General features: G+C 69.7%; 21 protein-coding genes. 5 read left to right on the forward strand and 16 right to left on the reverse strand.

The features are described from left to right. Positions 1-44: 44 nt before the first annotated feature. Positions 45-956: an SDR family oxidoreductase gene (locus EV192_RS32895; RefSeq protein WP_132122387.1), complete on the reverse strand. Its 912-nt coding sequence runs from the start codon at positions 954-956 to the stop codon at positions 45-47. A 63-nt stretch (positions 957-1,019) separates the two neighbouring features. Between EV192_RS32895 and EV192_RS32900 the strand changes: the two genes are divergently transcribed. After that, positions 1,020-1,391, forward strand: coding sequence for an MmcQ/YjbR family DNA-binding protein (locus tag EV192_RS32900; RefSeq protein WP_132122388.1), 372 nt, complete (start codon positions 1,020-1,022; stop codon positions 1,389-1,391). On the opposite strand, the gene EV192_RS32905 is transcribed toward EV192_RS32900, so the two are convergent. The 6 genes from EV192_RS32905 to EV192_RS32930 are packed head-to-tail and all read right to left on the reverse strand — an operon-like array spanning position 1,383 to position 7,497. Next, the gene (locus EV192_RS32905; RefSeq protein ID WP_132122389.1) at positions 1,383-2,063 is read right to left on the reverse strand and encodes a methyltransferase; all 681 of its coding nucleotides are present in this window, start codon (positions 2,061-2,063) and stop codon (positions 1,383-1,385) included. The two genes, EV192_RS32900 and EV192_RS32905, sit on opposite strands and share 9 nt — an antisense overlap. A 1-nt stretch (position 2,064) precedes the next feature. Then, entirely contained in the window at positions 2,065-2,805 is a 741-nt protein-coding gene (locus EV192_RS32910) for a cyclase family protein (protein ID WP_132122390.1), read from the reverse strand. A 5-nt stretch (positions 2,806-2,810) separates the two neighbouring features. Then, positions 2,811-4,400, reverse strand: coding sequence for an FAD-dependent monooxygenase (locus EV192_RS32915; RefSeq protein ID WP_132122391.1), 1,590 nt, complete (start codon positions 4,398-4,400; stop codon positions 2,811-2,813). Beyond that, entirely contained in the window at positions 4,397-5,629 is a 1,233-nt protein-coding gene (locus EV192_RS32920) for a tryptophan 2,3-dioxygenase (RefSeq protein ID WP_132122392.1), read from the reverse strand. Before EV192_RS32920 ends, EV192_RS32915 begins: the two co-directional genes overlap by 4 nt. Before the next feature lie 12 nt (positions 5,630-5,641). Further along, a complete protein-coding gene (locus EV192_RS32925) occupies positions 5,642-6,781 on the reverse strand; it encodes an aminotransferase class V-fold PLP-dependent enzyme (RefSeq protein ID WP_132122393.1) in 1,140 nt (379 codons plus the stop codon). Further along, complete coding sequence (locus tag EV192_RS32930; RefSeq protein ID WP_132122395.1) at positions 6,778-7,497, reverse strand: tryptophan 2,3-dioxygenase family protein; 720 nt, start codon at positions 7,495-7,497, stop codon at positions 6,778-6,780. The genes EV192_RS32925 and EV192_RS32930 overlap by 4 nt, the downstream gene beginning before the upstream one ends. A 155-nt stretch (positions 7,498-7,652) precedes the next feature. On the opposite strand from EV192_RS32930, the gene EV192_RS32935 reads away from it, so the two are divergent. Together EV192_RS32935 and EV192_RS32940 are read left to right on the forward strand one after the other, a co-directional pair. Further along, on the forward strand, positions 7,653-9,032 hold the full coding sequence (locus tag EV192_RS32935; RefSeq protein ID WP_132122398.1) for an alpha/beta hydrolase family protein: 1,380 nt from the start codon (positions 7,653-7,655) through the stop codon (positions 9,030-9,032). A 26-nt stretch (positions 9,033-9,058) separates the two neighbouring features. Continuing rightward, a complete protein-coding gene (locus EV192_RS32940; protein ID WP_165960746.1) occupies positions 9,059-9,907 on the forward strand; it encodes an SAM-dependent methyltransferase in 849 nt (282 codons plus the stop codon). Between the two features lie 389 nt (positions 9,908-10,296). On the opposite strand, the gene EV192_RS32945 is transcribed toward EV192_RS32940, so the two are convergent. After that, on the reverse strand, positions 10,297-12,303 hold the full coding sequence (locus EV192_RS32945; RefSeq protein ID WP_165960747.1) for an AfsR/SARP family transcriptional regulator: 2,007 nt from the start codon (positions 12,301-12,303) through the stop codon (positions 10,297-10,299). Positions 12,304-12,935: 632 nt separating this feature from the next. On the opposite strand from EV192_RS32945, the gene EV192_RS32950 reads away from it, so the two are divergent. Both EV192_RS32950 and EV192_RS32955 read left to right on the forward strand, forming a co-directional pair. Beyond that, the gene (locus EV192_RS32950; RefSeq protein ID WP_132122404.1) at positions 12,936-13,610 is read left to right on the forward strand and encodes a GPR1/FUN34/YaaH family transporter; all 675 of its coding nucleotides are present in this window, start codon (positions 12,936-12,938) and stop codon (positions 13,608-13,610) included. A 352-nt stretch (positions 13,611-13,962) separates the two neighbouring features. Continuing rightward, positions 13,963-14,991 carry a ParB/RepB/Spo0J family partition protein gene (locus EV192_RS32955; protein ID WP_132122406.1) on the forward strand — a complete coding sequence of 343 codons (1,029 nt, stop codon included), beginning with the start codon at positions 13,963-13,965 and terminating at the stop codon, positions 14,989-14,991. Between the two features lie 47 nt (positions 14,992-15,038). On the opposite strand, the gene EV192_RS32960 is transcribed toward EV192_RS32955, so the two are convergent. Genes EV192_RS32960 through EV192_RS32995 form a run of 8 tightly spaced genes read right to left on the reverse strand, consistent with a single transcriptional unit; the run spans position 15,039 to position 26,088 of the window. After that, positions 15,039-15,623 carry an NAD(P)H-dependent oxidoreductase gene (locus EV192_RS32960; RefSeq protein WP_132122408.1) on the reverse strand — a complete coding sequence of 195 codons (585 nt, stop codon included), beginning with the start codon at positions 15,621-15,623 and terminating at the stop codon, positions 15,039-15,041. Beyond that, positions 15,614-15,907 carry a chorismate mutase gene (locus tag EV192_RS32965; protein ID WP_165960749.1) on the reverse strand — a complete coding sequence of 98 codons (294 nt, stop codon included), beginning with the start codon at positions 15,905-15,907 and terminating at the stop codon, positions 15,614-15,616. The genes EV192_RS32960 and EV192_RS32965 overlap by 10 nt, the downstream gene beginning before the upstream one ends. A gap of 14 nt (positions 15,908-15,921) precedes the next feature. Next, the gene (locus EV192_RS32970; protein ID WP_132122412.1) at positions 15,922-16,980 is read right to left on the reverse strand and encodes a prephenate dehydrogenase/arogenate dehydrogenase family protein; all 1,059 of its coding nucleotides are present in this window, start codon (positions 16,978-16,980) and stop codon (positions 15,922-15,924) included. Next, the gene (locus EV192_RS32975; protein WP_132122414.1) at positions 16,977-17,873 is read right to left on the reverse strand and encodes a class I SAM-dependent methyltransferase; all 897 of its coding nucleotides are present in this window, start codon (positions 17,871-17,873) and stop codon (positions 16,977-16,979) included. Before EV192_RS32975 ends, EV192_RS32970 begins: the two co-directional genes overlap by 4 nt. Positions 17,874-17,900: 27 nt before the next feature. Beyond that, positions 17,901-20,384 carry a non-ribosomal peptide synthetase gene (locus tag EV192_RS32980; protein WP_132122416.1) on the reverse strand — a complete coding sequence of 828 codons (2,484 nt, stop codon included), beginning with the start codon at positions 20,382-20,384 and terminating at the stop codon, positions 17,901-17,903. Continuing rightward, positions 20,385-21,398, reverse strand: a complete 1,014-nt coding sequence (gene gntD, locus EV192_RS32985) for a guanitoxin biosynthesis L-enduracididine beta-hydroxylase GntD (RefSeq protein WP_132122418.1) — start codon at positions 21,396-21,398, stop codon at positions 20,385-20,387. A gap of 31 nt (positions 21,399-21,429) precedes the next feature. Next, positions 21,430-25,851 carry a non-ribosomal peptide synthetase gene (locus EV192_RS32990; RefSeq protein WP_132122420.1) on the reverse strand — a complete coding sequence of 1,474 codons (4,422 nt, stop codon included), beginning with the start codon at positions 25,849-25,851 and terminating at the stop codon, positions 21,430-21,432. A gap of 33 nt (positions 25,852-25,884) precedes the next feature. After that, positions 25,885-26,088 carry an MbtH family protein gene (locus EV192_RS32995; RefSeq protein ID WP_132122422.1) on the reverse strand — a complete coding sequence of 68 codons (204 nt, stop codon included), beginning with the start codon at positions 26,086-26,088 and terminating at the stop codon, positions 25,885-25,887. Between the last annotated feature and the right edge of the window lie 16 nt (positions 26,089-26,104).

Below are 26,104 nucleotides of genomic sequence, written 5' to 3' on the forward strand. Positions count from 1 at the left end.
GGTCTCCGTACAGTCCGCCTTCGGCCGATGTCTGTCCACAGTGGCTAGGCGGGCCAGCTGTCGGGTTGCCGGCCGTCGATGTCGGTGAAGCCGTATTCCCTGGCCAGGTCCGCTGAGGTCACCGATCGCTGGTTCCAGCGCGCCTTCTCGGGATCCGCCGCCAGTGCCGCCACCGCCCGGCCGACGTACCGTGGCGACTCCGAGGACTCGAACGCGGGTGGTGCGGTCGGCCGGCCGTCGCCTCGGTCGGGTTTCAGGGCGTCCCGCCAGTTCTCCTCGGTCACCGCGAAGTTGTCGAGCATCATCTCCGAGCGCAGCCAGCCCGGCGTGATCGCCACCGCCGTGCCCTGGTGCGGCGCGAGTTCGTGGCCCTGGGAGAAGCCCAGCCGGTTCACCGCCACCTTGACCAGGTCGTAGAACACCGAGATCCGGTAGTTCTGGCTGTTGTAGTCGGTGGTTCCGTCGGTCACCTCGACGAGCAGGCCGCCGGGTTTCGCCACCAGCAACGGCAGCAGGTGGTGCGAGGTGATCAGGTGGGTTTCCACCCCGAGCTTGAGGATGCGCAGGCCGCTGCCCAGGTCGTGGTCCCAGATCGGGGTGTTCCACTCCGGTGGGGCGCCTTTCAGCCGCTCGGCGCCCCAGATGTCGTTCACCAGGACGTCGATCGCGCCGTGGTCGGCGGCCACTCGCTCGGCCAGCCGGCGGACCTGGTCCGGGTCGAGGTGGTCGACTTGGACGGCGATGCCGGCGCCACCCAAACGGGTGACAATTTCCGCGGTTTCCTCGATCGTCTCCGGTCGGTCGTAGTCTGATTTGGCGTTTCCGGTCCGGCTGCTGCGGCCGGTGCAGATGACCGTCGCTCCCGCTTCTCCCAGCGCCGCGGCGATACCTCGCCCGGCACCGCGGGTCGCTCCGGCGACAACAGCGACACGGCCGCGCAAAGCGTTCTTGTCCACGTTCCGAGCATCTCAGTTGGCCGCTCGACGGGCAACTGTGCGAATTCGCGGGAGAATAGGGCTATGACCAACGACCCGCTCGACCGTCTCCGGGCCACCTGTCTTGCGTTACCCGAGGTCATCGAGAAACTGAACCACGGAATGCCGTCGTGGGTGATCCGACGCAAAACCGTGGTCCAGTTCTACGACGGGCCGCAACGCGGCGAGGATCTCATCGGGATGTGGGCGCCGGCTCCGCCCGGGGTGCTGGAAGCCCAGGTCGCCCAGGAGCCGGACCGGTTCTACCAGCCGCCGTACGGCGGGGTCGGCTGGCTCGGCGTGCGGCTGGACCGCGACCCGGACTGGGCCGAGGTGACCTCGATCGTCGAGGAGGCGTACCGGCTGGTGGCGCCGAACCGGCTGGTGGCACGGTTGAACGCGGGGTCGTCAGCGTAGTTCCAGGAGCTGGAATTCGAGCGTTGTGGCCGGGTCGACCTGCCGGCTTTCCGAACGGACGACCACGGGTTCGAGGCCGGCGTGCGCACAGAATCGCTTGAGAAGCGCGAAGTTGCCGATGGTGCTGAAGCCGAGCATCACCCGTCCGCCGCGCGCCAGGTGCGCCGGCGCCTGTTCGACGAATTGCCGGTGCGTGCGGTAGCTCGGGTCGAAGAACGCGTGATGCAGATCCGTCTCGTTGACGAAATCGTCGGGCGCTTCGGCGAAATTCGAATTCCAGTAGATCAGGTCGAACTCCTCGGCCGGATCCAGTGCGGAGAACAGGTCGCTGTGCAGGACTCGAACGCGGTCTTCGACACCGTGCCGCGCGACATTGAGCCGGGTGTTCGCGACGGCCGCGGTGCTGACGTCCAGCGCGGTGACCGCACGGCAGCCGGACAGGGCCGCGGTCACCGCGGTCACGCCCGTACCCGAACCGACTTCCAGGAACGCGCCGCCGGCCGGATACGGCAGCCAGGTCGAGAACAGCGCCGTGACCGGGGTCTGTGCCGGGCTGAACACCCCGTCGAGCAGGTCCCAGTCCCGACCGAGCAAGCTGAACGTGCTCGGCGGGCTATCGGTCAGGTGCCGTCGCAGCAGGGCTTGCCCGCGCTGGAATCCCGTGTCGTCCATGTCATCGCTCCACGAACGCGAGCACGCGCGTCGGACTGCCCGATCCGCGCACGATCGGCAACGGACCCGCGATCACCACCGCGCCGACAGGCGGCAACAGCGCCAGGTTGCGCAGCTGTGTCAGGCCGTACTTGCCGGCGCCGTGCAGGTACCAGTGGCACGGGTAGGGCTGGTCGAACTCACCGGCCAGCCCCGCGTCGGTCCCCACGGTCTCCACACCTAGGCCCGCCAACGGGGTCTCCTCGGCCAGCCAGCGCGCGCAGTCCGGCGCCACCCCGGGGGTGTGCCGGTCGCCCTGCCGGGGCTCCCAGCCGGTGCGGTAAAGCAGCCAGCCGCCGTCAGGCAGAGCGCCGTGCTCGTCCTGCCACCGCTCGACATGCTCCCGGCGCAGCAGGAAGTCCGGGTCGCGGGCGACGTGGTCGGACATGTCCAGCACGGCCGCCGGACCGACCAGACGGGCCGGCGGCACCTGCGAGACGTCGTGCGACTCCTTGCCGGACAGCCAGTGCACGGGCGCGTCGAAGTGGGTTCCGGTGTGTTCGGACAGCCTGATGTTGTTCCAGTACACCGTCGGTCCGGCACCGTCGTAGTAGCTGATGACCTTGCGGGAGAACGCCCACGGCTGCCCCCGTTCGGGCGGCAGCTCGATGATCGGGGTCTGTTCGGACAGCGGTGTGGTGAGGTCGACGACCTCGACCGCGCCACTGCGCAGCCCGGCCACCAGTGCCGCGAGAACGGCCATCGGAGTCACCTTCCAACGCTTGAGGGTTGCCTCGCCACACCCGCCGCGTGCTCAAGTGCGACGGCCAGGCTCGTGTCGAGTCCTCCTCGGGCGGCGAGGTGACCGTCCGGCCGGGCCAGCCACCACACCGGAGCGTCCGTGCCGCCGTAGGCCGCGGCCAGCCGGTCGTCCTCGGCCACCGCGACGGTGACGTCTGGGGGCGCGGGCACGTCCGTGGGCAGGACGGCCACCAACCCAACCGGAACGGGCCACGAACGCGTCACCATCCGGGCCAGCTCGTCCGTGTTCCTGGCGAAGAGCAGAGCGACGAACCGGTCCCCGAGCAGTTCACGCAACCGGGTCCGCACGCCGTCGACGAGCAGCCAGCCGTCCGGCGCGAACGCACCGAGCACCGGATGTCCTTTTTGGACTATCGGGGAGTCGGTGTACGTGTACGGCTCGGCCATCTTGCCACTGTTGACGTAACGCCGGGCGATCCCCAGCGACTGCGACAACGACAACAGAACCGCCCGCGCCCATCGACGCATCCGGTTGGGCGGCACCATGAACTTCAAGGTCGCCTCGGTGACGCGCAGGTTCTCCCGTGCCGCCGCGTGCCGTTCGACGTGGTACGTCTCCAGCAGATCCGCGCCGGCGTGGCCGGCCAGCACGAACGCGAGCTTCCAGGCCAGGTTGTCGGCGTCCTGGATGCCGCTGTTCATGCCACGCGAACCGTACGGCGGCAGGGCGTGCGCGGCGTCGCCGGCCAGCAGCACCCGGCCCACCCGGAACCGGTCGACCACCCGCTGGTGGAAGCGGTACGTGCTGACCCAGTCCACTTCGTACGGGATGTCCCCGATGACCGCGCGCACCCGTTGGTCGAACCGGCCGTCGGCGCGTTCCGCGGCGATGTCCGCGTCCGGCGGCAACTGCCAGTCGATCCGCCAGATGTCGTCCGGCTGCGGGTGCATCACGAGCTGACGGCCGGGGTTGAACACCGGGTCGTAGTGGAAGTGGCGTTCCCGCGCCAGCGGCAGCTTCGCGCGGATGTCGGTGATCAGGAACCGGTCGCCGTGCGTGTACCCGGTCCACGCCACGCCCAGCTCGTCCCGCAGTCCACTTCGGACGCCGTCACAGCCGACCAGGTAACTGAACCGTCGGTCCACTTCGCCGTCCGCGGTCCGCACGCGGACCGTCACCGAGTCCGCGTCCTGGGTCAGTGCGGTCACCCGGTGGCCTCGGCGCAGGTCGCACAGTGGTTCGGCGGCCACCGCCGCGGTCAGCACCTGCTCGACGCGGTGCTGGGAGATGTTCACGAACGGGCCGAAGCCGAGCCCGCCCTGGTAGCGGGCGGCGCGGATCTCCTGGTTGCGCACGTATGTCCGGGCGACCGTCCACGTCACCCCCTCGTCCGCGAGGGTCCGCGCACAGCCGACCTTGTCCAGGACCTCCAGCACGTCCCCCTGCACCAGGCACGCCTTGGAGCCCTGCTTGACCAGTTCGGGGTCGGCTTCCAGCAGCACGCTGGGCACGCCCAGGCCGGCCAGCCGCAGCGCGGTCACCAGGCCGACCGGGCCGGCGCCGACGATGCCCACCGGGGCGTCGATCTCGGTCATCGCGTCCTCGCCCTTTCGTCGACCGCGCGGAACACCGGGATGTCCCGGACGGCCTTGAGGTACGGAGTGCCTTCGGTGTAGCCGGTGCCGGTTGCCTCGCCGAGCATCCGCACGGCCAGCCGGTAGTGGGTCCGCCGCCAGCGCGTCAACGCACCGGCGAACCCGCTCATCGCCTTGCCCAGCCTGCGGTGGTCCGACTCGCTGAGTTCGCCCGTCTCGCGGACATAGCAGTAGACCTCGTCGAGCGTGGTCTGGCCGACCAGGACGCGCAGCCGCACGTCCGGCGTGGACTCGTAGGCGGCCGAGTCGATCCGGTCCGGGTCGGGCCGCCGGCACAACGACTCGACCAGCTTGTAGTTCTGCGACTGGATGGCGCTGGCGCCCTCGGTGAACTGGCGGAACGTGCGGAACGACTCCACCTGCATGGTGGCCAGCACGGAGAACAGCGGGGCGGACTCGTGCAGCGCGGCCTCCGAGGCGTTCAGAAAGCCGATCGCCTGGTCGACCTCGCCCCGAGGCAACGCCGTGATGACCCCGCGCAGGTGCGTGGCCAGCAACGAGAACGTGGTCTCGAACGCTTGTAGGACACGTAAGAACAGGTATTCGTCGTGGGCCGTGTAGACGGGCAGCATGCTGAGTTCCAGCGCCTGGCGTTCGGTCACGGACATGTCCGCGCGGACCGCCGAGCACGCCTGGCGGGTGAGGTCGGCCGGGTCCGTGGCGGTCAGGTCGGAGTCCAGCGACATCCGGGCCAGTCCCGGCCGCATGACGCGCACCCCGTGCTTGTACCGCTTGCGGATCAGCCCGGCCGGCGGTCGCATCCGCGGCAGCAGACCGGTCCGCCCTTCGGCCTTGGCCAGTTCGAAGGCCAGCGCGTCAGCCACGATCTGGGTGGTGATCCGGTCACACCGGGCGCGGGCGAACGGCGCCTGCTCGACCGGGTCGTCCGCGCCGGGCAGCTGCAACAGCGGCAGGGCCAGGTAGCTGGAGTAGTCGTAGCGGTCGTCCGGCTTGTCCAGCACCGTGTCCAAAAAGGACACAAGGGTGCGCAGTCGGGGCCACGGGCCACTCATCGTCGACAGCCGGGCGCGGGCCGCGGCGAGCAGATCGATCAGTTCCCGCGACACGAAGTGCTTGCCGACGCAGTGGTACTCGCGCAACACGGCGCCGTACGGGAACGTCATCAGGTCGGGTTGACGCAACCAGGACTTCAGCTCAGCTGTGGGCACGGGACGACCTACCTACCACTCGGCTCGTGATCGGTTGTTGTTGGCGCCGGCGCGGCGGTACTCGCCGACGGTGTCGCAGAGCGCGGCCACATCCTCGGTGTTGTTGTAGTAGTGGAACGACACCCGGACCACGTCGCCGCGCGGGCTGACGACGATGTCGCGCTCGGCCAGGTGCCGCGTCAACCCGGCCGGGGCGGGATCGACCAGCCCGATGTGCGCGCCCCGCTGCTCCGCCGGTGGCGCGGACACCCGCTCACCCTGGCCGGTGAGCCGCTCGACGGCCAGTTCGGCCAGGTCCAGCACGTGCGCCCGGACGTTGGTCAGGTCGACCGCGTCCAGCAGGCGCAGCCCGGCGTTGGCCGCGTAGCACGCGGGTACCGCCGGCGTGCCCGTCTGGAACCTGGTCGCGGCCCGCGGAAAGTCCAGCATCCGCGGGTCGAACGAGAACGGGTCGGCGCGGCCGAACCACCCGGTCAGCTCGGGGTCGCGGTCGAGCACGTCCGGCGAACGCACGTACAGGAACGCCACCCCGGGCATGCCGAGCAGGTATTTCATCGTGCCGGCCACCAGGAAGTCGCAGTCCAACTCGGTCACGTCCACCGGCTGCACGCCGACCGCCTGATAGGCGTCGACGAACACGTGCGCCCCGCACTCGTGGGCGCTGCGCGCCAACTCGGCCACCGGCATCCGGTACGAGTGCTGGTAGGTGACCAGCGGCACAGACACCAGCCTGGTCCGCCGGTCCAGCAGGTCCAGGTACGTTTCGCCGTCGTCGGCGTGCACCACCTCGGCTCCCCGTTGCCGTTGCGCCAGCCAGACCTGGGTGATGGACGGGAACTCACCCGTCGTGGTGAGCACCCGCGGCCGACCTACCCAGTCCATTGTGGACGCGATCTGGTACGCGCCGACGGACGCGTTCGGCATCAGCGCGATCTGCTCGGGGTCGGCGCCGATCAGCGCCGCGAACCGGCGCCGCGCCTGTTCGACCTGTTCCTCGAACCGCGGCCACGCCTGCGGACCGGCGGCCATGTCGGCCAGCAACTGCCGGATCGCCGCGTCCAGCTCGACCGACCGGGCACCCAGGCTGCAGCTGGCCAGGTGGACGTGCTGGCCGAGAGTCGGGAAGAGCCCGCGGAACTCGCCGGCCTTCATGTCGACACCCCCGCCGGTCGGCCGCCCATCGGGCCGGTGTCGGTCAGTTCGCCGCGCACCCGCCACAACTCGGGGAAGAACCGGTACGTGACGAGTTTGGCCAACGAGTCCACCGCGTTCCCCTGGGTGCCGACCGACCCGTGGCCGAGAATCCGGGTCGCCATCTTGTAGTGGGAGGCCCGCCACAGCGAGACGCGTTCGTCCCAGTCGATCAACGCCTCGGCCAGCCGGCGCTCGGCGCTGTCGGCCTCGGCGCGGTAGACCTCGACGAGATCCGTGCCGCACCGGGCCACCAGGCTGGCAAAGACCTGGCCGATCCGTCGGCCGTGCCACCGGATCCCCCGCCAGCCCGGCGAATCCGCGCCGGAGCCGTGGCCGAGAACCGTTCTGATCGTCTGGAAGTCCCACGGGGACAGGTGTCGCATCATCTCCAACTGGCCGGTCACCAGCTGCACGCTGAGCGAGGCGCGGCCGACCAGCCGGGCCGCGGTGTCAAGTTCTCCCGAGGCGATCCGGTCGGTCGCCTCGCCCAGTTCCGCGCAGGCCAGTTTCAGCCAGAGCTCGGTCGACTGGTGGACGACCTGGAACAGCAGCTCGTCCCGGTGTACCACCTGGTCGGGCCGCCGCTGCAAGGCCAACAGCGCATCGGTGCGCATGTACCTCGCGTAGTCGTCAGCGCCCTCGCCGGGCAGCACCTGTTGCGAATAGTCCGTCATAGCAAAGACTCTCCGACAGCCACAGGTGGACAGTCACAACAGGAAACTAACTTGGCCGACTATCAATCGAGTCTCACCGTTTCCCGGACCGGTTGCCCGTACCGTGCCGGGTGGGCAGCATGGGCCGCACATGAGTCACACATTCGGGAGATACCGTGTCGGCAGCCCGAAAGATCCTGCTTCTGCTCGCGACGATGTCGCTGGCGACGCCCAGCCCGGCCGCGCAAGCGGAGCCGCCATCAGTGTCCGAAGAGGACGTTTCGTTTCCCGCGGCGGACATCACGTTGCAAGGCACCGTGTTCGCACCGCCGGCCGACGGGCAGCGCCACCCCGCGATGGTTCTCGTTCCCGGCGCCGGGCCGGAACCGTCCCGGACCCAGATCCGGTCGTTCATGGCCCCGTTGACGCGCGCCGGGATCGTCGCGCTCGTGCCACACCGGCGCACGGTCGGCTACTCGGTGACCGAGCGGTCGTACACCCAACTGGCCGACGACACACTGGCCGCCGTCCAGGTGCTCCGGGCGCGGGCGGACGTCGACCCGGGACGCGTCGGCCTGTGGGGCGCGAGCGAGGGCGCGTGGGTGACGCCATTGGCGGCGGCCCGTTCGTCCGAGATCAGCTTCCTGGTGCTGATCTCCGCCAGCGGCGTGCCCCCGGCCCAGCAAACCGCCTGGGAGTTGACGAACACCCTGCGCCGCGACGGCGTTTCCGGCTCGATGGCGGAACACTTGCCAGTCAAGGGAGTCCGGCTGGTGGCCGGGCTCGGCCAGTTCCCCGAGGCCGACTACGACACGGTTCCGGCACTGGAACGGGTCCGTCAGCCGGTGCTGGCGGTGTGGGGCGCGCAGGACCACACGGTTCCGCCGGCGGAGTCGATGTCGATCGTCCGGAACGCGTTGGACCGCGCCGGAAACCGCGACTACGCGTTGAAGGTGTTCCCAGGAGTGGGCCACGCCCTGTCCCGCGCGGGCGACGACTTCGAGAACGCGACCCAAGTCGTCCCGGAGTTCTTCGACATGGTGGACAACTGGGTGAACAGCCACCCCGCCGGCGTGAGCGTCGACCCACCACCTCCCGAGGACCGCGCCAGCGTGCCCGTCACATCTGACAACTGGTACGAATCCACTTGGTCGCAAGCCATGTGGCTGGTTCTGTTCGTGGCCGCCTTCGCCGGGTACCTCGGCGTCGCCGGCTGGCGCAAGCTGCGCCACCGCTCCACGCGTCCGCCGGTGCGTTGGCCGGCCCGGGTGCTGGCGGTCACCGGCCTGCTCGTGCCGTTGGCGTTGCTCGGTTACGTGGTCACAGTCCTGCTCACCCGCTCGGCCGGGGGCGTTGTCGCGGGCTTCGCCGTGCCGTTCCTGGCGATCCGGGTGCTCGCCGTCGTCGCGCTCGTCGCGGCGGTCGCACTGGCCGTCACATGGTGGCGGCGACGTACGGAAGTCCTTGGCGGCGAACGTGTCCGCCTCGGCCTGCTGCTGGCCGGCGGGCTGGCCCTGGTGCCGTGGACGGTCTACTGGGGTCTGCTGGCCCTCTGATTACGTTTTGTGGAAGGAGAAAGAGAATGACGACGACCGAAGTCCCCACCGGGGTCGGCCGGACCGCGATCCTGGTGTCCTGGATCCGGTCGGCCGAGGCCGCCCGCCCGGACGCGCTGTTCCACGACCGCTTCGCCGACGAGGTGCTCGCCGAACTGGCCGAGGCGCCGGACACCGGCGAACTGGTGGCCGCCCTCCGCGGGTCGAGCCCGTTGGCCGAGCAGCTGCGCAGCCCGCGGTTCTCGTTCATCGCGATCCGGACCCGGTACTTCGACGACCGCCTGATCACCGCGATGCACCGGGGAGTGCGCCAGGTGGTCAGCCTCGCGGCCGGCCTGGACGGCCGTACCGTCCGCCTGCACTGTCCCCCCGGCACCCACTGGTACGAAGTGGACCTACCGGTGATGACGGCGTTCAAAGAACATCTGTTGACCCGGTCGAACCTGACACCGACATGTACCCGCGTCGGCGTCACCGCCGACCTGACCGGCGACTGGACCGCCGAACTGCGCGCCGCCGGCTTCGACCCGACCCTGCCGACCGCCTGGCTGATCGAAGGCCTGCTGATGTACCTGACCCCAGCGGCCGGCAACCAGCTGGTGGCCCAAGTGACCGACCTGTCGGTGCCGGGCAGTGAACTGTTGGTGGAGCACCTGTCGGCGCACTCACTCGCGACGCCACAGGCACCACTGCGGGACGTGGTCGAGTCCCAGGGCGCGCAATGGCTGTCCGCCCGGGACGACCTGGCCGACTGGCTCGGCGGCCACGGCTGGCGCACCGACACACACGCCAACAACGACCCCGCCATCAGCTACGGCCGCGCGATCCCAGGAGACGGGGAGACGTGGCTCTGGCTGGCCGACGGCCTGCGGTGAAAGCTGGACGTGAACGCCCGGCGCCCTCGGGCGCCGGGCGTTCACGGTGATGAGCCACGCCAGTCGTTTTGGTTGGGACCCGGTCAGCCCGCCAGCCCGACTTCTGAGCGAGAACGCGTTGACAGTAGCCATTGCGCCCCGGCGCGTGCCCGCGCACCAGTCCTGTGCCTCGTTCTGTCTCCCGGCCGACCTGGGCGCAGCCCAACCACAGGTGTCAAGAGGCTGACAGCGGAGAGCAACCCCGAGCGGGACCCGGCCTCTTGACGCCTGTGGTTGCCTTTGGCAGGTCGGCTGGGAGACAGGACGCGGCCCCTCCTCCTGGTTGATCTGCCGCCCGGCGAGGGCATTCTTGTAGCCACCAGCCCTCCACCAACCAGCTGACTTCGATATCAGCTTGCGAGCACGGCCACCGTTCGTGCGTCACATTTCTCCGCCCACTTCACCGCGGTTCGTTCGGCACGCAGCCAACCCACAGGGTTCGCCATGACCGTTTCCACCACGTCGTCCCCAACCGCCGCACGGGACTGCGACGGATCGACCCGCTTGTCGGTCCGTGCCAGCGCGGAGAGCCATCGCCAGCTCTCGGCCGCGCGGCGCACTGCGGTACGGCGGGCTGTGGTCGGCATCAGTTCGACCGCGCGGTCCCGCGCGTACAGCCGGGTCAGCTCGTCCATCCGGTAACGCACGCCGCCGAGCGCGTCCTCGCCGTCGACCTCCAGCACGCGTCGGTACACCAGTTCGTCCAGCAACTTCTCGGACGCCGTCGTGCCCACGTCCAGCAGTGGTGAGCCGATCCAGAACGGGAAGTCCGGCACGTCCAGCAGGCCGAGGCGGTACCACAGCGCCGTGGCGTCGTCGCCGAGCCGGTGTTCGCTGCCGGCGATCCGGGAACGCAGGTCCAGGCCACCGTGGGTGAGCTCGTCCAGGCGGACGGCGGGGATGCGCAGCCGGTGGGCGAGGTGGACCAGGCGCAGTTGGGGCCGGGCCCGCAGCCGGGCGCCGGCTGCTCGGACCGCGAGGGGCAGGCCGCCGGTGGCGGCGACGATCTCCTTGGCGGCGGCCTGGTCCGCGGTGCTTGTCGGACCGGCGATGCCGCGCAACAGTTCCAGGGCCTCACCGGGGGGCAACGGTCCGAGCTCGACCAGGTGGGCGCCGGGCAGCTCGGTCAGGTTCGACCGGCTGGTCACCAGGACGGCGCTCGACCCGGTGCCGGGCAGCAGTGGCCGCATCTGCTCGGCACCTTCGGCGTCGTCGAGCAGGACGAGCATCCGGCGGGTGGCCAGCAGGCTGCGGTACACCGACGCGGCTTCACGCACGTCCCGTGGGATCGCCTGGTCCGGGACGCCGAGCGCGTGCAGGAACTGGCGCAGGATCTCGGCCGGGTCGGTCGGCTCTGTGCGCGTCCCGCCCAGGTCCGCGTACAGCTGGCCGTCCGGGAATCCTCGGCGGGTCAGGTGTGCGGCGTGCACGGCAAGAGTGGTCTTGCCCGTCCCGCATTTGCCGACCACCACGGTGATCCGGTGGGCTTCGTCTCCCCTGAGGTCTCGCACGATGCCGTCGACCACGTCCGCCCGGCCGGTGAAGTCGCTGATGTCGGCGGTCAGCTGGGCCGGGGCGCGGACGAGCGCGGTGACGTCGGCGGTGGCCGCCATCCGTTCCTTGCCGGACAGGACTTCCCGGTGCACCTCCTGCAGCCGCCGGCCCGGTTCCAGGCCGAGCTGCTCCACCAGGACGTTGCGGCCGTCGCGGAAGACCGCCAGCGCCTCGGCTCGGCGACCGGAGCCGTGCAGCGCGGTCATCAGCAGGCAACGCAGTCCTTCCCGCAACGGGAACTGCGCGACCAGCCGGCGCAGCTTGCCGACCACCTCGCGGTACTTGCCGAGTTTGAGTTCCAGCTCGACGGCCTCTTCCAGGGCGACCAAGCGCCGTTCCTCCCACTGCGCGGCCACCGACGCCACCACCGGGCTGGACAGTTCGGCGAGGACCGGGCCGCGGAACAGGTTCAGCGCGGCCGTGTAGTCGTCCACGGCTCGCGCGTGTTCGCCGGCCGCCGCGATCGACCGGGCCCGGGTGACCAGCCGGTCGAACTCCGCGACGTCGGTCTGGGCCTCGTCGATCCGCAACTTGTAGCCGAGGCTGGTCGTCTCGATGACGTTGGCCGGCGCGCCGGCCGTGCGGAACGCCTTGCGCAGCCGCCACACCGAGGTCTGGATCTGCTCCTCGGCGGTTCGCGGCGGCGTTCCCGACCAGACGGCCTCGACCAGGCTGCGCGCCGACACCGCCCGGTTCGCCTCCAGCGCCAGGCAGGCTATCACCGTCAGCTGTCGGTTCCGGCCGACCGGCAACGGGCTGCCGTGCACGAGTATCTCCAGTGGTCCCAACAGGCGGCAGAACATGAACACCCTCCCCGACGGAAGTCTCCGGCGCCTGAATTCCTTTCGACGACGACCACCCGCCGTGAACGGAAAACGTGGCAGGACAAAACAAAACAGTGATACACATCGGCAAACCGGGAAATCCGCGATCCGCCCGCTGCCGCTGGATGCTAACAGCACGACCGGTGAATGGTTCGCCACGGTGTGCGACTGACGATTTTCCACAGTTGAACACGGCCCGGCCGGGCGCGCTGGACCTGGGTCGACACCACCGATCATCAGGTAGACCGCAGAGTCCACAAAGGACCAATGTGCGTTGCCGAGAATGCCGCGGCCGGCGACCACATCCCAGACCGTCCGTCCAGCCGACCAGAATGTCCTGAGTGGACGGAAGAACGCCGCGCCGCAGGTCCGGCGCCCTGCTCCCCGTCGCAACCCGGACACTCGCACCGGATACCCTCCGCCACCGACAATTAATCATTTCCACCGTGATATCCCCATAAAACACCGTCACCGAACCGCGGTTCGAGCGAATTGCGGGATCCAATTCAGTGCGGTATGAAGGATTGACCAACCGAGCTCCTTCCCCATCGCTCGCGGCCAATGATCGTGGGATGCCGTCAAGTGCATCCACCACAAAACAAGGAGCATTGATGTCCACCGTCGAAGAAATTGTGAACGCGGAACCGAGGTACGCCGAACCACCACGGGAGGCGAACCTGCGAGACCCGCTGTCCGGTGACGCGGCGCTCATCGGGATGCCCGCGTTCCTTGCTTCTTCGCTGGCAATGGCGCTGACCCTGGTCGGCTATGTGCCGTACAGCGCCGTCGCGGCGCCCATCCCGATTCTCACGGTCGGCGGCATCGTGCAGCTGATCGCCGCCTCCCGCGCGGCCAACCGGGGACAGCACCTGATGGCTGGCGCCTTCGCGATATTCAGCGTGTTCTGGCTCAGCTACGCGTTCACCACGCTCGGCCTGGCCAACCACTGGTTCGGGATGGGACCGGACGGCACCATCCCCACCCAGGAGATGTTCCTCATCTGCTGGTTCGCGTTGCTGCTGCTGTTCACCCTGGCGACGCTGCGGCTGCCGGCCGTGATCACCGCGTGGTTCGGGCTGATCACGGTCGCCCTGGGGATGGAACTGCTCGGCACCCTGAACCACGGCCACAACATGTCCATCGGCCTGGGGCGGACGCTGCAGTTCATCGGCGGGATCGGCGTGTTCGGGTTCGTCGCCATGGGCGCCTACCTGCTCGTTCACGTCGCCATGGTGGCGACCGGCGGCCGGGGCCTGCCCCTCGGCAAGCCGACGCTGCGCCGTTGAGGACCGCGCCGCACCAGCCCAACCGGCCAGGTCTCCCCGCGGGGAGACCTGGCCGAACGCGCACGGGCCGCGTCCGTTTGACAGCGGTGGGTAGCCACCCTATGGTCTAAAGCACTGCCGGGAGGAACTACTTGGGGTGAGTCGCCGGGGGCGAGATCGTGCATTCTCCCATGCGATCCGCGGTCGTACCGCATTCCGATCGACGTTGCCCGGTCGGTCATGCCGCTGAATTGTCGCGGAGCCATCCGACCGTTTTTTCTTTGACAATCACGTTCGTCCCGATTCGTCCCTGGGTACTACCAGAGTGTCGATGTGCGCGGATCGGCGAGCCCACGCCGAGGGGAAGTGAACGATGAGCTCTGTCCAGACGACGGGGAAACCTGACGAAATCCGGTCTCGCTGCCCACTCGGGGAGCGAGAACACCAGTTACCCGTCAGCGCCTGCACCCCCGTCCGGGTCAGCCAGCTGCTTCCGTCCGACTCCCCCAGGGTGCACGCGGTGAACCTGGAGCACGTGCGGGCGCTGGCCCAGTCGGAGGCCCCCTTACCGCCGATCATCGTGCACGGCCGGACGAACCGCGTGATCGACGGGATGCACCGGCTGCAGGCCGCGAAGCTCAACGGCGCCGACGAGATCGAAGCGGTGATCTTCGACGGGGACGACGAGGACGCGTTCATCCTCGCGGTCGAATCCAACATCGAGCACGGCCTGCCGCTGTCCCTCGCCGAACGCAGCACCGCGGCCGAACGCATCATCCGGGCCCGTCCCGACTGGTCCGACCGGGCGGTCGCGTTGAGCACCGGGGTCTCCGCCAAGACGGTCAGCGCCATCCGGTCCAGGATCGCCCGGGACATCCCCACCGCGACCAGGCGGATCGGCATGGACGGCCGGGTCCGTCCGGTGGACAGCACCAGTGGCCGCCGCGCCGCCGCCGAACTGCTCGCCGCCGACCCGTCCCTGTCGTTGCGCAAGGTGGCCAAGGAGTCCGGGGTGTCCCCGTCGACCGTCCGCGACGTCCGGGAACGGTTGGACCGCGGCGACAACCCGGTGCCGCCCACCTACCGGGTCGCGCCCAAGCCGGACCCGGCCGAGCCGCCGGCCCAGAACGACGACAAGGGCCCGCCCAGCAATCCGGCGGACGTGGCGCACTCACTGAGCAACCTGAGATCCGACCCGGCCGTCCGGTTCAACGAGTGCGGCCGGATGCTGCTGCGGCTGCTGGATCCCCAGTTCATCACCGCCGACGCGCACGAACGCCTGCTCGACGCCGTGCCCCCGTACTGGGCCGGCGACCTGGCCGGGATCGCCCGCGCCTACGCCTCTGCGTGGAACCACTTCGCCAACGCCCTGGAAGACATGGAACCCACCCAGGACTCCTGACAGACACCGAAAAGCGCCGGACTCCGCGGAGTCCGGCGCTTTTCGGGTCAGCGGGCCACCATGCTGTGGTCGTCCTGGTACCGCAGAGCCAGGACCGTCTGCCGGAAGCTGTCCAGGTCGGCCAGCAGGGTGCGCTCCGCTTCCCGCTCCAGCGCGATCTCGTCGCCGATCAGGCGAAGCTGGTCACGCACCAGGCAGTAGCCACGCACCACGTGCCGGGCACCGAGGGCGTTCAGCACCGGGATCAGCGCGTAGTCCAGGGCTAGTACGTGCGCGCGGCTGCCGACGATCACCAACGGCAGCACGGCTTTCCCCGTCAGGGCGTACCTCGGCAGCAGATCCAGGAACACTTTGAGCAGTCCGGAGTACGAGGCGTGGTGGGTCGGTGTCACCACGATGACGCCGTCGGCGTTCGCCACGCTCGCCAGTGCCCGCGCCACGGCCACATCGCCGGTGTCGGCGCGTACCAACGCTTCGGCGGGTAAGTCCCGGACGCGGATGTGCCGGACGAAGATCCCGTCGACGGCCAGCCTGTCCAGGCCGAACTCGGCGACCCGGCTCGTCGCGGACCCGGCGTGGCTGCTCGCCGAGATCGCCACCACACTGGACACGGGCGCGCCGGTCAACGGCATTGCCCGTCGATGATCTCGTCCTCGATCCGGCACGCCTCGGCGACGATCAGCTCGGCCAGTGCGCGCATGAAACCGGGATCGAGGTCCAACCGCCGGCCGCGGTCGGCGTACGACTCCCGCACCCGGGCGACCCGGTCCGGTTGCATCATCGGGATGCCCTCGGCGCGTTTGAGCTCCGCGACCCGCGCGCACACAGTCAACCGGGCCGCGAGCAACTCGGCCAGCCTGGTGTCCAACGCGTCCAGCTCGGCGCGGTACGGCCCCAGTTTCGCGTCGGCTTTCATCGCCGCCCTCCCGTTCATGTCCGTAGGTCGTGTTTCAGATGTCCCGGTCGATGAGAGCCTGCCCCGGCCGGAGGCCGAAATCGGGCTTCCGCGGGGCGGTTCCTGGCGTCGCCGGCGGGACGCCGCGAATACTGGTTGTCTTTGGGCGTTCCGCCGGTGGCGTCAGGGACCGCATCCGGCCCGGCTATCGCGATCGGGACATCTGAAACACGGCCTAGTTCCGGCCTGGCCAACATCTCGGCGCATCGCGCGGCCAGGTCTCCGCCGCACGGACCGAGCTTGTCGGCGATCTCGTCCAGGGTCCTGGCGAAGCCCGGCCGGTGCGCGAAGGTGACCACAGTGGACAGATGGTCGAGACCGGCGCGCAGGTCCTGCCTGGCCCGCTCGGCCTCGGCGTTGCCGGCCTGGATGTCCCAGTACACCTCCGGGCTGCCGCGCACGATCCTGGCCAACAGCGCCAGCATGGCCAGGTGGGGCGGCGGCGCGAGCCGCACGAGCTTGTCCACGTCACAGCCGCCCGCCACCAGTGCCTGGCCGAAAGCCAGCACGCTGGCGTGCGTCGCGACCTGCGTCAGCGCTGTCAGGTGGTCGTGCTCGTCCGCGGTGACTGGGACGAGCCGCAGGCTCGCGTCGCGCAGCAGCCGACAGACAAGGTCCGTCCGTGGGCCGCCGCGGATCGTGACCGTCGCCACCGGTCGTCCGGCCGGATCGAGGGTCGGTGCGAACATCGGGTTCAGGCTCAACGTTTCCAGATCGTGCCGCTCGGCGGCCTCCGCCAGCAGTGCCGCCACCGTCGCCTTGACCGAGGACGTGTCTGCCAGCAGCGCGCCGGCCCGCATCGTAGACGCGACAACGGGAATCGCTGCTTCGCAGGCCTTCTCGGGCAGGGCCAGCAGCACCACGTCCGCCGTGGCGAGGACAGCGTTGACATTCCGGGAAGGGTGGGTGACATCGCCCTGGACATGGCGGCCCTGCTCACGATCGACCGTCACCACATCGCCGGAATTGCCGAACAGCCGGCAGAACAGGCCGCCCACGCTCCCCGCCCCGCCGCACACCACGAAATTCGTCATCGCGCACCTCCTGCCGGCTGGTACAGCTCGACCGGTTCGTGGCCGTCGGCCGACTGCCGGTGCAGGAACAGCAGGTCGACCTTGTGGTCGACGGCACTGCTCGACCACGTGACCAGCACCCGGTAGCCAAGACGTTCGCCGAGGTGGACGGCTTCGAGCGGGTCCACCCCGCACGCGGCCCGGGACCTGCCGGTCCGGGCGACGCCGAGCAGCCACCGGTCCGGCACGCCCACCACGCGGACCCGGTCCGGCGCCGGGCCGCCAAGCAGCGCGGCCATGCCGGCCAGGTCGATGACCTCGCGATGCCACCGTAACGTCGGCACCTGGGCCAACGGCAGCGGCTCGACCGGCTGTTTGTACAGCACGGCGTCGTATCGGTCACGGGCCAGCGGGTTCTGCAGGCTCCCCCTGGGCAGGCGCACGTCCACCGCGCTCAGCCCACGGACGTCGGTGCGCAGCCCGGCGAAGAAGGCGGGGTCGATCGGCGGGACCCGCACACCGGCCGAACCGCGGCTGACCGCGTTACGGTAGGCCAGCAACCGCGGATTGCCCAACCCGGTGAAGTAGACGGCGCCGCGGTCGGCGAGCTTGGGCATGACCGCGTGCAACAGGCACAACACCGCGTGCTCGTTGGACAGGCCGAGCGCGGAGGCGTTGACCACGACTGTGTCGAAGTGTTCGAACGGCAGCGCGTCCAGGGAAAAGGCGTGGTACACCTTCAGTTCGACCCGCCCGGCCACCTCCGGATCGCGGCACAGCCACGACCGCAACGCGGCGATGGTGTCGGCCGACGGGTCCCCTGCCCACAACTCGTCGCACAGCGGCGCGAGCGCGGACACCGTCACGCCCGATCCCACTCCGATGTGCATCACGCGGCGTGGTCGCAGGTCCATGATACGTTCCAAAGTGGACATCGGACGTCACCTCTCCGCGGCGGTCCGGTCGAGCAGGTGTCGCAGCAGTTGGTCGACCTGCCCGGAAGCCAGGTCGTCCACTGTGGACGTTTGGTCGGGCGGTGGTTCGATGTCGCCGCGCAGCGCCTGCGTGTCCACCTTTCCGTTGGCGTTCCTGGGCAACGCGTCCAGCACCCCGATGTCCGCCGGACGCATGTAGGCCGGCAGCCGGTCCGCCAACCATGTCCCGACCTCATCCGGCGTGAGGGTGTCCGCGGGCGAGACATAGGCGACGAGCCTGTCGTCACGCAGGACGACCGCGGCCGCACCGACCGCGGGATGGGACAGGAGCGTGTTCTCGATCTCGCCGAGTTCGATCCGGAAACCCCTGACCTTCACCTGGCTGTCCACCCGGCCGAGGATCTCCAGCTCGCCGTCCGGCCGCTGGCGGACCCGGTCGCCGGTGCGGTACAGCCGGGCACCTGGCTGATCGCCGTGCGGGTCGGGGAGGAACTTCTCGGCGGTGAGTCCCGACCGGCCGTGGTATCCGCGTGCCACGGCGTCACCGCCGAGGTACAACTCTCCGCTGATCCCGGGTGGCACGGGCCGGAGACTCTGATCGAGAACGTACGCGCGGTAGTTCGGCAGCGGCGGGCCGATCGGGACGGACGGCGCCGAACCGTCGGCGGGCGAGCAGACGTGTGCGGCGGACCACACAGTGGCCTCGGTGGGACCGTAGTCGTTGAGGAGCAAGGCTTTCGGGTGGGCGGCGAAGTGTCGTTCGACCAGTTTCGGCGGCAGCGGCTCACCGCCGACGGACACCAGTCGCAGCCCGGCCAGCCCGTGCTCGGCGCCCGCCTCACGCAGCAGCGCGTAGTGCGACGGGATCGAGTGAATGTGGGTCACGGACCGCGCCTCGGCCACCTTGGCCAGCAGTCGTGCGTCGCGCGCCTCGGCATCGGTGGGCAGCAGAACCGTGCCGCCAGTGGTGAGCGTCCAGTACAGACCACCGGCGGAGCCGTCGAACGACAGCGGCATGGTCACCAGGTCCACGACAGGCGCGGAGCCGCCGACCCGACGGGCGAACGTGGACAGCGTCAGGCCGCGGTGGGTGACCGCGACTCCCTTGGGCCGCCCGGTGGACCCGGAGGTGTAGATCAGGTACGCCAAACTGCCCGAGTGGGGCTCCAGTTCGACCGGGTCCACCGGGCCGCGCGACAGCTCGACCGTGGGCACCGGCAGCGCCGGCAGACCGTCGAGCTGTTCGCGGGTGCCCAACAGCAGGAAGGCACCGGAATCCCGGACCATCCAACGAATTCGTTCGTCCGGGTAGGACGGATCGATCGGGACGTACGCGGCGCCGGCGCACAACACAGCCAGCAGTCCGACCACGGCGTCAACCGAACGATCAGCCACGACGCCAACCACACGCTCCGGCCCAGCGCCCTGCTCCCTCAACTCGCGTGCGGTGTGGCTGGCACGTGCCATCAGTTCGCCGTACGTGAGCTGCTCGCTCCCGCAGACCACCGCGAGCTTCGCCGGCGCCTGCGCCCGAACGAGTTCGTGCACCGGAATGTCCGGAAAGGACTGACGCGGGCCCTGCCATTCGGTCAGCACGGCGTGCAGTTCCGCGTCGGTCAGCGCGGAGAATTCGTCCATTGTGGTCAATTCGGTGATCGCGGACCAAGCCCGGACCAACCGCGCGAGGAAACGTTGGGCGCTGGGGAAACCGAACAGGTCGGTGTCGTAGTCCACCAGGACGTCCAGGCCGTCCGTGTCCCGGAGGACAGTCACCCGCAGGTCCCGGTCGGTCCATCCGGTGTCGATCGGGACGACGCCTTCCGCGTACGTGAAAAGGACCTGCCCCGCCGGCACCTCGGCCCCGGGCGACCGGGCGGTCACCTTGTCGACGAGGGTGACCGGCGTGTCCGAGTCCGACCAGGGCACCCGGACCGTGCTGGCCCCGGTCGGGAGATCGGCCGCGAACGTGACGTCCTCGTCGTCACAGTACCTGGCCAACACCGCGGCCAGCCCGGCGAGCAGCAGGTCGACAAACTCGACGTCGTGGTCCGCGCACCAGGTGAGCAACGCAGTGTCGCTATGGCGTTCGGACACCGTCGCGCCACGGAATCGCCGGGTCGCCGGGCGGGGGCGGTCGGTCGGCAGGGCTAGCGGAGGCATCGGGGCCGGCGGCTCCCCGGGCACCCACCTGACGTCCCGGGCCTGGAGCAACTCCGCGACCATCGCGCCCAGCTCGGATGTGGCGAGCGGCCGTCGGGTGGTGCAGAGAACGACTTGTTCGCGCTCGCCGAGCCGAACCAGGCAGATCCGGGCGGTCGGGCCGAGCCGCTGGGCCTCCTGGACAGCGAGCTGTTCCAGGCCGTCCCGCGAGCTGTGCCGCAGGTCCACCACGGTCACCGGGACAGGGCCCGCGGCCCGCCTCAGCTCGGCCACGTCCAGCTCGCCCGACACGGGCCACCCCCACCGCGCGGGCGCGACGATCGACGCCATCTAACACACCACTCGCGCACCGGCCGCCGGCCGAAGCGAACGGGATTTCCGCAGGTCACGCGAGCACACCGCTTTCTTCAACCAGCGGTCGGTCCCGTCGTAGCGGGCCTGGAACGCGCTGCGGCCGTGCACCGCCTTGTAGTTGTCGACGATGAACAGGTCACCCGGACCGACGGTCACTTCGCGCAACTGGTCCTCCAGTTGGTTCACCAGGTCGGCGAGCGCGTCCTTCGCTTCGGTGTCACCGGGCAGCGGTTCCATGAACGCGGGGTCCACCCGCAGGTACGGCTGCTGGTCGTCGCCGAACAGCACCGCGCACGGTTCGGGCGCGTCCTGCATCACCTGCATGCTGTGGGTACGGCCGGTGCCGGCCACGAGATCCGCGGCCCGGTTGAGATGTTCGTTGTCCGGGCGGATCAGGAACCTCGACTGACGCAGCACGGCCCGGCGTTCCGGCGTGACCGACACGGCGTCGACACCGGCCACCGTGGTGCCCACCTCGTCCGGGTTGCGCAGGCCCAGCAACAGCAGGTAGTCGCAGCGGAACGGGTGGAAGCCGTCCTCGGTGTGCCACTCCAGGCGGACCGTGCCGTGGCCGCTCTGCTCGTCCTTCTCCGCCGGCATCGGCAGCACGTCGTGCACGAGCCGGCCGTCCTGCAACGTGGACCAGCCGAACACCTCGCCAAGCGCGGCGCTGACGAGCAGCAGGTACAGCTCGTACCGCCGGGTGGCCGCCGGGTTAGCCCGGTGGCGCCAGTTCAGCGGGGTGGGGCCGAGCTCGGTGTCGTCGACGCCGAGGCCGCGCACCACGAGGCTGGCCGAGGTCTCCTCGCGGCGGAACGCGCCGACGGCATCGAGCAGCCGGTCGGGCAACTGGGCGGCCAGCCGGCCAGCCGAGGCGACGAACTCGTGGTCCTCCGCGGAGTCGTAGCGTCCGGCCAGGGTCCGCAGCAGGTCGTCGGTCTGCGCGCGTTCGTCGTCGGCGAGATCGAAGTAGGCGACGGTCGGGGTCATGGCGAGTTCCTTCTCCCCTTACATGGTCCGGTCAGCCGACCGCGGCGACCGGCTGGCTGTCCGGCTCCGGCAGGAAACCCGTGGCCACCAGGTAGCGGAAGCACGAGTGCGCCCACTCCTCGTTGACCGGCGGACACTCGATGCCGGAGCCGTCGAGCGCGTCGAGCAGGACTCGGCACTCGTCCACCGGGTTCACCTGTTTCTGCAGGTCCGGGTCCAGGGCCGCGTGCCGCATGGTGGCCACCCGCAAGATCGGGGTCATCGGGTACAGGACGTGGTCCTGGTCGACGTCCAGTGCCTTGGTGCGGGCCTCCTCCTCGTCGACGACGTTGAGGCGGTAGCCGAACGACCGCAGCCACTCGTAGCACTGGGTCATGGTGGCCGGCTCGGCGTTGGTGATGTTGAAGTTCTTGCCGAAGTTCTCCGCGCGCAGCGACGTGTACACGACCGACTTGGCGGTGAAGTCCACCGGCACGGCGTTGACCACGTCGTTGTACAGCGGCAGCAGGCCCAGTTCCAGGAACCCCTTGAGGTACACGTACAGGTAGTCGGTGTGGTGCGACGCGCCGGTCTCGGTGTGGCCGGTGATCATCCACGGCCGTTGGATGGTCAGCGGCAGGCCGCGGTCGCGCGCGATGGCAACGATCTTCTCGGCGACCCACTTGGTGCGCGGATAGCCGGTGGGCACGCGGATCGGCTTGTCCGTCAGGTCCTGCTCGGTGAACGGCCGCTTCGCCCCGGTCCCCATGAAGACGTCCACACTGGACACATGGTGGAACGCCTTCACCTTGGTGCGGCACGCCAGTCGCAGCAGTTCCTCGGTGCCGTGCACGTTGGCCGGTTTCATGGCGTCGTACGGGTAGGTGAAGTTGACGATCGCCGCGCTGTGGTAGATCGAGTCGATCGTGCCGGCCAGCTCGTCGAACTGGTCCCGGCTCAGGTCGAGCATGGGCTTGCCGATGTCGCCGATGACCGGTCGGATCCTTGCCCGGTAGGACTCGTCCCAGGCCAGGTAGCGGCGCAGCACCTGCTCGATCCGTTCCTCCCCGGCCTCGGCGCTCTCCGCGCGGACCAGGCAGTGGATCGTCGCGTCGGTCCGCTTGACCAGTTCGACGACGAGGAACGCGCCCAGGTAGCCGGTCGCGCCGGTGACCAGGATGTGCCTCGGGTTGAGATAGTCGGCGTGCGGCAGGCCGTCCGGGCGGATGCTCGGGTCCAGCTTGACGTCGGCGAGCAGTTCCGCGGACTGCTGCGCGTACAGCGCCGCGCTGTCCACTTTGTCCTTGCGCTGCTCGTGGGTGGTCACCGTCCTGGCGATGCCCTCGACCGTCGGCACCCGGAAGATCTCGTCGATGGGCAGGTCCACGTCGTGCTCCCGGGACAGCCGGGCGGCCAGCCGGGCCACCAGCAGGGAGTTGCCGCCCAGGTCGAAGAAGCTGGCCGTGGCGCTGATCTTGCCCTGGCCGAGCACGGCGGCGAAGGTCTCGGCGATGTCGGCCTCCAGCTGGTCGCGTGGCTCGACGTAGCCACCGCTGAAGATCTCCTCGGGCGCCGGCAACGCGGCGATGTCGATCTTGCCGTGCCGGGTCAGCGGGAGCCGTTCCAGGCTCACGAAGTGCGCGGGCACCATGTAGTCGGGCAGGTGCCCGACCGCGTGGGCGGTCAACGTGTCGTGGGTGACCACCCGGCCGGCGACCGGCACGACGTACGCGACCAGGCGCTGCACCCCGGGCTGGTCCTCCAGCACGCGCACGACCACCTCGGTGACCAGCGGGTGCCGCAGCAGCACGTTCTCGATCTCGGCCAGCTCGACCCGGAAACCGCGGATCTTGACCTGGTTGTCGACCCGGCCGAGGAACTCGATCGACCCGTCCGGCCGGTACCGAGCGCGGTCACCGGTGCGGTACAGCCGCGCGCCGCTGTACGGGTCGGGCAGGAAGCGTTCGGCCGTGGTGCCCGGCCGGCCGACGTACCCGCGGGTCACGCCCCCGCCGCCGATGTAGAGCTCGCCGGCGACCCCGGGCGGCACCGGGTTGAACTGCTCGTCCAGCAGGTAGATCTTGGCGTTCGGGATCGGTTTGCCGATCGGGACGCGGACGGTGTCGGCGTCTTCGGGCTGGCAGGCGTGCACGGCCGCCCACACTGTGGCTTCGGTGGGGCCGTACTCGTTGAACAGCGCGGCCTTCGGCGAACGCTCGAAGTGGTCACGGACCAGGGCAGGCGGCAACGCCTCGCCGGCCAGCACGCAGGTGCGTACCGACTCGTGCGAGCCCAGGTCGGTGTCCAGCAGCACGCTGTACTGCGCTGGGACGCCGTCGAAGTGGGTGATCTCCAGCCGGCGGATGAGGCTGCCCAGCTGCCGCGGGTCGTAGACCTCGCTGTCGGTCGGGAACACCAGGGTGCCGCCCCTGGTCAGCGTCCAGTACACGCCGCCTGCGGACGCGTCGAACGTCAGCGGCGCGAGCACCAGGTACCGCTCGGGCAGCCCGGTGGTCTCGCATGCCGACCGGGCGCTGGTGGAGTGGACGATCTGGCGGTGTTCGACCGCGACGCCCTTGGGCCGTCCGGTGGAGCCGGACGTGTAGATCAGGTATGCCAGGTTGTCCGGCCGGACCTGGACAGCGGGCTTGCCGTTTATATCCACGGTGGATATATCGATGGTGGTGACCGGGAGCATGGGCAGGTCGGCCAGTTGCCTGGCCGTGCCGACGAGCAGGGCGATGCCCGCGTCGTCCACAATGTACTTCAGCCGGTCGGTCGGGTAGGCCGGGTCCAGCGGCACGTACGCGGCGCCGGACTTGAGCACGCCGAGCAGCCCGACCATCGCGTCGACCGACCGGTCCACCAGGACCCCGATCCGCGATTCCGGCTGCGCACCCAACTCGACCAGCCGCCCGGCCAGCGCGTTCGCCCGGTCGTCCAGCTCGCGGTAGGTCAGGCGGTCGTCGCCGACGATCACCGCGATGTCGTCCGCGTGCTCCCGTGCGGCCTGCTCGACGAGTTCGTGCAGGCAGCGGTCCTTCGGGGAGTCCTGCTCGGTCGCGTTCCACGAGGTCAGGACCGTGGCCAGGTCCGCGTCGTCGAGCAGCGCGATCCGGCCGAGCGGGCGGGTCGGTTCGGCCACCGCGGCCCGCAGCAGCAGGACGATCCGTTCCACCAGGCCTCGGACCGTGTCGCGGTCGAACAGGTCGCGGTTGAAGTCCGCCCGCAGCCGCATGTCCGGGCCGCGCCGCACCGCGAACAGGTCGATGTCGTGCGGCGTCCAGCCGTTGTCCACCTCTTCGGTGGTCGCGGTGGCGCCGGCGAGGTCACGCGTCGGCGGCTCGTCGTCGACCGTGAAGAACGTCTGGAACAACGGGGTGTGGCTGAGGTCGCGCTGCGGGCTGGCCGCCGTCACGATCCGTTCGAACGGCAGCCGGCCGTGCGCCAGCGCCGCGGTCATGCTCTGGCCGACACCGTTGGCGAGGTCGTCCAGGCTCGGGTCGCCGGACAGGTCGACGCGGACCGGGAGCATGTTCTCCAGCGGGCCCACCAAGGTGTCGGTGTCGGCGAGCCCGGCGATGCCGATCGCCAGGTCGGTCCGCAACGAGTACCGGCCCAGCACCGCGGCGAACCCGGCCATCAGCACGGTCGACAGATCGTGGCCGCCGCGTTCGGCGTACGCGAGGACCGCGGACACCAGGTCGGCGTCGAGGTCGACCCCGACCGAGTCGCCGTTGATCGTCTTCATCAACGGGCGCGGCCGGTCGGTCGGCAGTTCGAGGGGAACCAGCCCGGTCAGGCGGTCCCGCCAGTACTCGGTGTCCTCGGCCGCCTCGGCACTGCCGAGCCATTCCCGTTGCGCGGTCACGAACTCGCTGAAGTGGGCACGCGCCGGAGGCAGCTTGGCGTCACCGCCGTCAACCAAGGCGGCGTACGTCGTGAGCAGTTCCGCGACGAACAGCCGCATCGACCGACGGTCGGCGACCAGCTGGTGCATGGTGATCGCCAGGACGTGATCATCCGGCCCGCGCCGGACGACAGTGGCCCGGACCAACGGGCCCTTCTCGATGTCGAACGGGCTCTGCGCCTCGCGAACCGCCAGCCGGGCGAGTTCGGCGTCGAGGTCGTCCGCAAGCTCGACCACCGGCAGCCGGAGCGTAACGGCCGAGGCGACGCTGCCCACCGGTTGCCCGTTGACGTTCACGAACACCATCCGCAGCACCTCGTGCCGCTGCACGAGTTCGGTGAGCGCGAGCTGCATCGCGGCCAGGTCGAGCGGTCCGGTGACGCGCAACGCGGTGAACAGCTGCCAGGGTTTCGTCTCGTCGAGCTGGAGCAGCATCCACAGCCGGCGTTGCTCCAGGGACAGGGTGGACGGCACGTCTTCCGGCGAGCGGTCCAGCAGCTGAGCGAGCAGCTCGCGCTTCTCCGCTGCGGACATCGACTCCAGGTCGTGTTGCTGCTGGCTCATCGACCAGACCCTTTCTGTATGTAGCCTGCGTGGTCAGGCGGTCATCCGCGCGCGGACCGACCGGGGCCGCATGTCGGTCCAGACCTTCTCGATGTGGTCAAGGCACTCCTTCTTGGTGCCGCGGGTGCCGTCCGCGGTCCAGCCGGCCGGCACGTCCCGGTCGGCGAACCAGATCGAGTACTGGTCCTCGTCGTTGACGACCACCTGGAAAACCGTGTCCGGGTTGTCGATGCTCATCGCTGTCCTCCGTTCC

It is taken from the genome of Actinocrispum wychmicini, from assembly GCF_004345645.1.
GTDB lineage: Bacteria > Actinomycetota > Actinomycetes > Mycobacteriales > Pseudonocardiaceae > Kibdelosporangium > Kibdelosporangium wychmicini.

What these genes read in the sequence shown, in the direction of transcription:
- EV192_RS32950 (WP_132122404.1), top strand. Translation starts at nt 12,936, where the DNA reads ATGTCCACCGTCGAAGAAATTGTGAACGCGGAACCGAGGTACGCCGAA.
- EV192_RS32945 (WP_165960747.1), bottom strand. Translation starts at nt 12,303, where the DNA reads ATGTTCTGCCGCCTGTTGGGACCACTGGAGATACTCGTGCACGGCAGC.
- EV192_RS32930 (WP_132122395.1), bottom strand. Translation starts at nt 7,497, where the DNA reads ATGACGGACTATTCGCAACAGGTGCTGCCCGGCGAGGGCGCTGACGAC.
- EV192_RS32970 (WP_132122412.1), bottom strand. Translation starts at nt 16,980, where the DNA reads ATGACGAATTTCGTGGTGTGCGGCGGGGCGGGGAGCGTGGGCGGCCTG.
- EV192_RS32995 (WP_132122422.1), bottom strand. Translation starts at nt 26,088, where the DNA reads ATGAGCATCGACAACCCGGACACGGTTTTCCAGGTGGTCGTCAACGAC.
- EV192_RS32915 (WP_132122391.1), bottom strand. Translation starts at nt 4,400, where the DNA reads ATGACCGAGATCGACGCCCCGGTGGGCATCGTCGGCGCCGGCCCGGTC.
- EV192_RS32905 (WP_132122389.1), bottom strand. Translation starts at nt 2,063, where the DNA reads ATGGACGACACGGGATTCCAGCGCGGGCAAGCCCTGCTGCGACGGCAC.
- EV192_RS32955 (WP_132122406.1), top strand. Translation starts at nt 13,963, where the DNA reads ATGAGCTCTGTCCAGACGACGGGGAAACCTGACGAAATCCGGTCTCGC.
- EV192_RS32980 (WP_132122416.1), bottom strand. Translation starts at nt 20,384, where the DNA reads ATGGCGTCGATCGTCGCGCCCGCGCGGTGGGGGTGGCCCGTGTCGGGC.
- EV192_RS32960 (WP_132122408.1), bottom strand. Translation starts at nt 15,623, where the DNA reads ATGCCGTTGACCGGCGCGCCCGTGTCCAGTGTGGTGGCGATCTCGGCG.
- EV192_RS32925 (WP_132122393.1), bottom strand. Translation starts at nt 6,781, where the DNA reads ATGAAGGCCGGCGAGTTCCGCGGGCTCTTCCCGACTCTCGGCCAGCAC.
- gntD (WP_132122418.1), bottom strand. Translation starts at nt 21,398, where the DNA reads ATGACCCCGACCGTCGCCTACTTCGATCTCGCCGACGACGAACGCGCG.
- EV192_RS32940 (WP_165960746.1), top strand. Translation starts at nt 9,059, where the DNA reads ATGACGACGACCGAAGTCCCCACCGGGGTCGGCCGGACCGCGATCCTG.
- EV192_RS32910 (WP_132122390.1), bottom strand. Translation starts at nt 2,805, where the DNA reads ATGGCCGTTCTCGCGGCACTGGTGGCCGGGCTGCGCAGTGGCGCGGTC.
- EV192_RS32965 (WP_165960749.1), bottom strand. Translation starts at nt 15,907, where the DNA reads ATGAAAGCCGACGCGAAACTGGGGCCGTACCGCGCCGAGCTGGACGCG.
- EV192_RS32900 (WP_132122388.1), top strand. Translation starts at nt 1,020, where the DNA reads ATGACCAACGACCCGCTCGACCGTCTCCGGGCCACCTGTCTTGCGTTA.
- EV192_RS32990 (WP_132122420.1), bottom strand. Translation starts at nt 25,851, where the DNA reads ATGAGCCAGCAGCAACACGACCTGGAGTCGATGTCCGCAGCGGAGAAG.
- EV192_RS32975 (WP_132122414.1), bottom strand. Translation starts at nt 17,873, where the DNA reads ATGGACCTGCGACCACGCCGCGTGATGCACATCGGAGTGGGATCGGGC.